The sequence below is a fragment of the Streptosporangium sp. NPDC006013 genome (genome assembly GCF_040614275.1).
Classification (GTDB): Bacteria; Actinomycetota; Actinomycetes; order Streptosporangiales; family Streptosporangiaceae; genus Streptosporangium.
In genome coordinates, this window is record NZ_JBEXUE010000637.1 from 1 (window position 1) to 4849 (window position 4849).

Here is a 4849-nt window from a genome sequence, read left to right on the forward strand (position 1 = left end):
CGAACCCGCAGTGGCCCTTCTCGCAGTACGACATGCGGGCACCGGTCGAGATATGGGTCACCAGCACGGCCTTGATCGCCGGCGTGACGTCGCGGGTGGGTACTCCTACCGGCCCTGCCACGCGGGGGCGTCGTCCTCGTCCCACTCCAGTTCGTCGATCAGGTCGACCACCCCGTGGACCCGCAGCGCCATCCGGGCCGCGATCAACGCGTCACTGTGCCGTGCCATGTGACCGCTCAGCTTCGCGATGCCCTGCTTGACGGTGACCTTCACCTGGGAGGTGTCCACCCACAGGGAATGATCGAGAACGTCCTCCCTGATCTCGCGGGCGATCTCGTCGTCCGTGCGCAGGAACACCTTGAGCAGGTCCTGACGGCTGACGATGCCCTCCAGCCTGCCCTCACGGTCGACCACCGGCAGGCGCTTGACACCGCGCTCGTCCATCAGCCGCATCGCCGACACCACCGGGGCGTTCGGGGTGATGGTCACGGCGGGCGCGGTCATCAGCTCGGCCGCGGTGTCGCCCTGGGCCTTCTCCTTGGCCGAACGCCCCTCCCGGCTGAGCCGGTACCGCAGCCGGGCGCGCAGCGGCGGCCGATAGCCCTCGCGGTAGTACTGCTCCTTGAACTCCTCCTTGGCCAGCAGGTCCGCCTCCGAGACGACGCCGAGGACGTGGTTCTCGGCGTCGACGACCGGCACCGCGCTCACCCCGTGGGCGATGAGCACCTCGGCGACGTCCTTGAACGGCGTGCTGCCGTTGACCGACGCGACAGCTCGCGTCATGACCTCGCTCACCTTCACGCGCATCGTTTCCTCCTCGAAGGGATGGAAGCCTCTCCTTCATTGGACAGCGGGACCTGTCCCAGGGTGAGGGTCGGAAGTCCTTCATCGGTGGTCTTTCGGTCCTGATGAGGCATTCGGCGTTCGGGTTCGATTGACAATACGCAAAGTGTGATGTGCAATATTTCGCATGCCGGTCCCGAAAAGCCAAGGTCTCGTCGCCAGATCCCTGCTGCGGGAGGACGCCTACCGCGCCCTCCGCGACGCGATCGTCGACGGCACCCTCGCGCCCGGCGAACGTCTCAACGACGCCGATCTGATCAGCTGGCTGGGCATCAGCCGCACGCCGATCCGCGAGGCACTGGCCCGTCTCGAACAGTCGGGTCTGGTGCAGACGAAACCGGGCCGGTTCACCATCGTCAGCCCGCTGGACGACAGAGAGACCCGCAACGCCCAGTCCGTCGCCGCGGCCATGCACGAACTGGCCGTGCGCGAAGCGGTGCCGGTGCTGTCGGGTGAGGAACTCGACCTGATGCGTCAGGCCAACGAGCGGTTCGCCGTGGCGCTGCGGCGCGGTGACGTCGACGGGGCGCTGGCCGCCGATGACGATTTCCACCAGGTCGCCGTCACGGCGTGCGCGAACAACGTGGTCAGGTCGGTGCTTGAGCAGGTCACCCCCGCGCTGCGCCGAGTCGAGCGGCTGCGCTTCTCCTCGCTCACCGGCCGGGGATCCGTGGAGATGCACGACGAGATCATCGCGCTGTGCGCGGCCGGGGACGCCGACGGCGCCGCGCTGGCCGCGCGGGCCAACTGGCAGACCCTCGCACCACTACTGGACTCGGCGACCGGGGACGCGGCCGGCGGTGCGTGGAAACTCTCAAGCTGAATCGCCCCGGAAACTCAAGGAGCACGACATGTCCCTCGCGGACTTTCCCCGCTATCCCCTGCTGTTCGGGCCGAGCCCGGTGCACCCGCTCGATCGACTCACCGCGCACCTGGGCGGAGCGCGTATCTGGGCCAAGCGGGAGGACTGCAACAGCGGTCTCGCCTTCGGCGGCAACAAGACCCGCAAGCTGGAATACCTGATCCCCGAGGCACTCGCCCAGGGCGCCGACACCCTGGTCTCCATCGGCGGCGTGCAGTCCAACCACACCCGCCAGGTCGCGGCGGTCGCGGCCAAGCTGGGGCTGAAGGCCCTGCTGGTCCAGGAGAGCTGGGTCGACTGGCCCGACTCGGTCAACGACCGGGTCGGCAACATCCTGCTCTCCCGGATCATGGGTGCCGAGGTGCGGCTGGTCGACGAGGGGTTCGACATCGGCTTCAGGGACAGCTGGGAGCAGGCCCTCGCGGAGGTACGGGAGGCGGGGGGCGTGCCCTACGCGATCCCGGCAGGGGCCTCCGACCACCGCCTCGGCGGCCTCGGCTTCGCCAACTGGGCCTACGAGGTCCAGCAACAGGAGCGGGAGCTCGGCGTGTTCTTCGACACGATCATCGTCTGCAGCGTCACCGGCTCCACCCACGCCGGGATGATCGCCGGGTTCGCCGGTCAGGACCGTCCCCGCCGGGTGATCGGCATCGACGCCTCCGCCAAGATCGAGGCGACCCGGGTGCAGGTGGAGAGGATCGCCCGCAACACCGCCGAGCTGATCGGTCTCGGGCGCGACCTGCGGGAAGACGAGATCACCGTGCTGGAGGGCTGGGCCGGTGACTTCTACGGCATCCCGGTCTCCTCGACGCTGGACGCGATGCGGCTCACCGGCGGCCTGGAAGGAATGATCATCGACCCGGTGTACGAGGGCAAGTCCATGGCCGGGCTCATCGACCTGGTCAAAAGCGGTGAGATCGGTCCGGACTCCAACGTGCTCTACGCCCACCTCGGCGGGCAGCCCGCAGTCAACGCCTACAGCGCCCTCTTCCGCTGACTTCCGCGTCCCCGCCCTCCTCACCACGGGGCTGAGTTTTGTCGGTGCCCGCCATTAGGGTCACCGGAAACGCCGTACGAAGGAGGGCGGATGGCTGAGCCCGATGCGACGATGGCCAGGATCGGTCAAGGGATGGAGCTGGGCCAAAGCGGCGAGCGGGCAGCCGCCCGCAGGCTCTTCTCCGAGCTGTGGCAGGAGATCGGGGCGACCGGTGATCCCCTGCATCGCTGTGCTCTCGCCCACTCGATGGCCGACGTCCAGGACGACGCGCACGAGGAGCTGCTCTGGGACCTGCGGGCCCTGGAGGCGGCAGACCTGATCACCGACGCGCGGGCGCGGCAGGCGGGCGTCACCGGCCCCGCGAGCGGGTTCTACCCCTCCCTGCACCTCAACCTCGGCGACGTCTACCGCAGGCTCGGCGATCTCGATCGTGCGCGCGACCACCTCCGGCGCGGGCGCGCCGCCGTCGACGCACTCGGTGACGACGGGTACGGGCAGATGATCAGGCAGGGTCTCGACCGCCTCGCCGACCGCCTGCCGACCTCCTGACGGCCTGGATCTCGTACGCGGTCTGCGTCCTGCCGCCGCCGAAGGGGGCATTGATCCACAGAAGCATGCGGGGATCCTACGAGAACGGGCCCGGTGGCCCACCTGGTCGCACAGGTCCGGGAACGCGCGAGCACCGCGTCGATGCTTTTCGGGTCAAGAGGTCAGCAGTGCCGCGTAACGGTCGAGGTCGACGTTTCCCCCGCTGATGATCACGCCGACCCGCTGCCCGCGCAGCTGGGGGGCGAGGTTGCGGACGGCGGCGAAACCGAGGCATCCGGTGGGCTCGACGACCGTTTTCATGATGGACCCGAAGATCCTCATGCTCTCGACCAGTTCGGCGTCGGTGGCGGTGAGGATGTCGTTGACATCGCGGCGGATGATGTCGAACGGGTAGGTGCCCAGGTGCTGGGTCTGCGCGCCGTCGGCGATGGTCTTCGGGGTGTCGATGTGGACGATGGTGCCCTGGCGCAGTGATCGCCGGCCGTCGTCGCCCGCTTCGGGCTCGACGCCGTACAGCGTGCAGTCCGGTGACAGCGCCCGGGTCGACAGCGCCGTGCCGGACAGCAACCCGCCGCCGCCCAGCGGTACGAAGAGCGCGTCGAGCTCGCCGACCTCGTCGAACAGCTCCTTGGCGGCGGTGCCCTGACCGGCGATCACGTGGGGGTGGTCGTACGGGGGGATCAGCGTGAGGCCGCGGTCGGTGGCCAGCGCGCGGCCGATCTCCTCCCGGTCCTCGGTGTAGCGGTCGTAGCGGACGACCTGCCCGCCGTAGCCCTCGGTGGCGGTCACCTTCGCGGCCGGCGCGTCGTGCGGCATGATGATCGTGGCCGGGATGTCCAGCAGCCGGGCGGCCAGGGCGATCGCCTGGGCGTGGTTGCCGGAGGAGTAGGTGATCACGCCGGAGCGCCGCTGCCCGGGGGTGAAGCGCGACAGGGCGTTGAACGCGCCGCGGAACTTGAACGCGCCCACCCGCTGGAAGTTCTCGCACTTGAACACCACATCGGCGCCGACGCGTTCGTTGATCAGTCGTGAGCGCAGCACCGGGGTTCGGTGGGCCTGTGACGCGATGCGGGCGGCGGCGCTCTGGACGTCGTCGTAGGTCGGCGACTGGGGCATCGGCTGACTCTTCTCTGTTGGACACGGCTGGGGTCACGATCTCGATGAGATGATCCGCACGCCTCCGGTAAAGGCAGGATCCTACCCAGAGAGGGGAAAGCACCGCTTCTGCCATCTTTCGCAGTTAGCGGCCTGATCTGTCCCTATGGTCAATCGAACGTGTTCACCGAACCGGCTGCTCACCGCTTAAGCACGTTCTAATATTTCCTGGCGCGCTCCGAGGTACGCCCCCCAACCGGTGAGCACCGCACCGATGCGCGATGTCGACCCCAGCGCCCCGGCGAGGGACCAGACCAGAGGAGAACCGCGTCAACGACCCCCTCCTGAAGGAGGGGGCTTGAGGCGCGGTAATGCGCTTTGAAGCCCCGCGTTGACCAGCCCTGGCCATCAGCTCAAGGAGGTGCGTTTTGATGGCTACGTTGAACACGAGATCGCAGACCCACCGGCGGGTGCTTCCTCAGCCTGCCGCTCTGGAATCCGTG

Annotated in this window: 5 protein-coding genes; 3 read left to right on the forward strand and 2 right to left on the reverse strand. The window is 68.4% G+C overall.

Annotation, left to right across the window (positions count from 1 at the left end):
* Window positions 1-105: 105 nt before the first annotated feature.
* Window positions 106-807 carry a CBS domain-containing protein gene (locus tag ABZ260_RS46705; protein ID WP_355568297.1) on the reverse strand — a complete coding sequence of 234 codons (702 nt, stop codon included), beginning with the start codon at window positions 805-807 and terminating at the stop codon, window positions 106-108.
* A 163-nt stretch (window positions 808-970) separates the two neighbouring features.
* Here ABZ260_RS46705 and ABZ260_RS46710 point away from each other — a divergent pair, with 163 nt between their 5' ends.
* The 3 genes from ABZ260_RS46710 (at window position 971) to ABZ260_RS46720 (ending at window position 3251) form a co-directional block, all read left to right on the forward strand.
* Window positions 971-1666 carry a GntR family transcriptional regulator gene (locus ABZ260_RS46710; RefSeq protein ID WP_350920324.1) on the forward strand — a complete coding sequence of 232 codons (696 nt, stop codon included), beginning with the start codon at window positions 971-973 and terminating at the stop codon, window positions 1664-1666.
* Window positions 1667-1694: 28 nt separating this feature from the next.
* The gene (locus tag ABZ260_RS46715; RefSeq protein ID WP_355631216.1) at window positions 1695-2702 is read left to right on the forward strand and encodes a 1-aminocyclopropane-1-carboxylate deaminase; all 1008 of its coding nucleotides are present in this window, start codon (window positions 1695-1697) and stop codon (window positions 2700-2702) included.
* Window positions 2703-2792: 90 nt separating this feature from the next.
* Entirely contained in the window at window positions 2793-3251 is a 459-nt protein-coding gene (locus ABZ260_RS46720) for a hypothetical protein (RefSeq protein ID WP_355631219.1), read from the forward strand.
* A gap of 153 nt (window positions 3252-3404) precedes the next feature.
* Here the strand turns inward: ABZ260_RS46720 and ABZ260_RS46725 are convergent, their stop codons facing one another.
* On the reverse strand, window positions 3405-4367 hold the full coding sequence (locus ABZ260_RS46725; RefSeq protein ID WP_355631222.1) for a threo-3-hydroxy-L-aspartate ammonia-lyase: 963 nt from the start codon (window positions 4365-4367) through the stop codon (window positions 3405-3407).
* Window positions 4368-4849 lie beyond the last annotated feature (482 nt).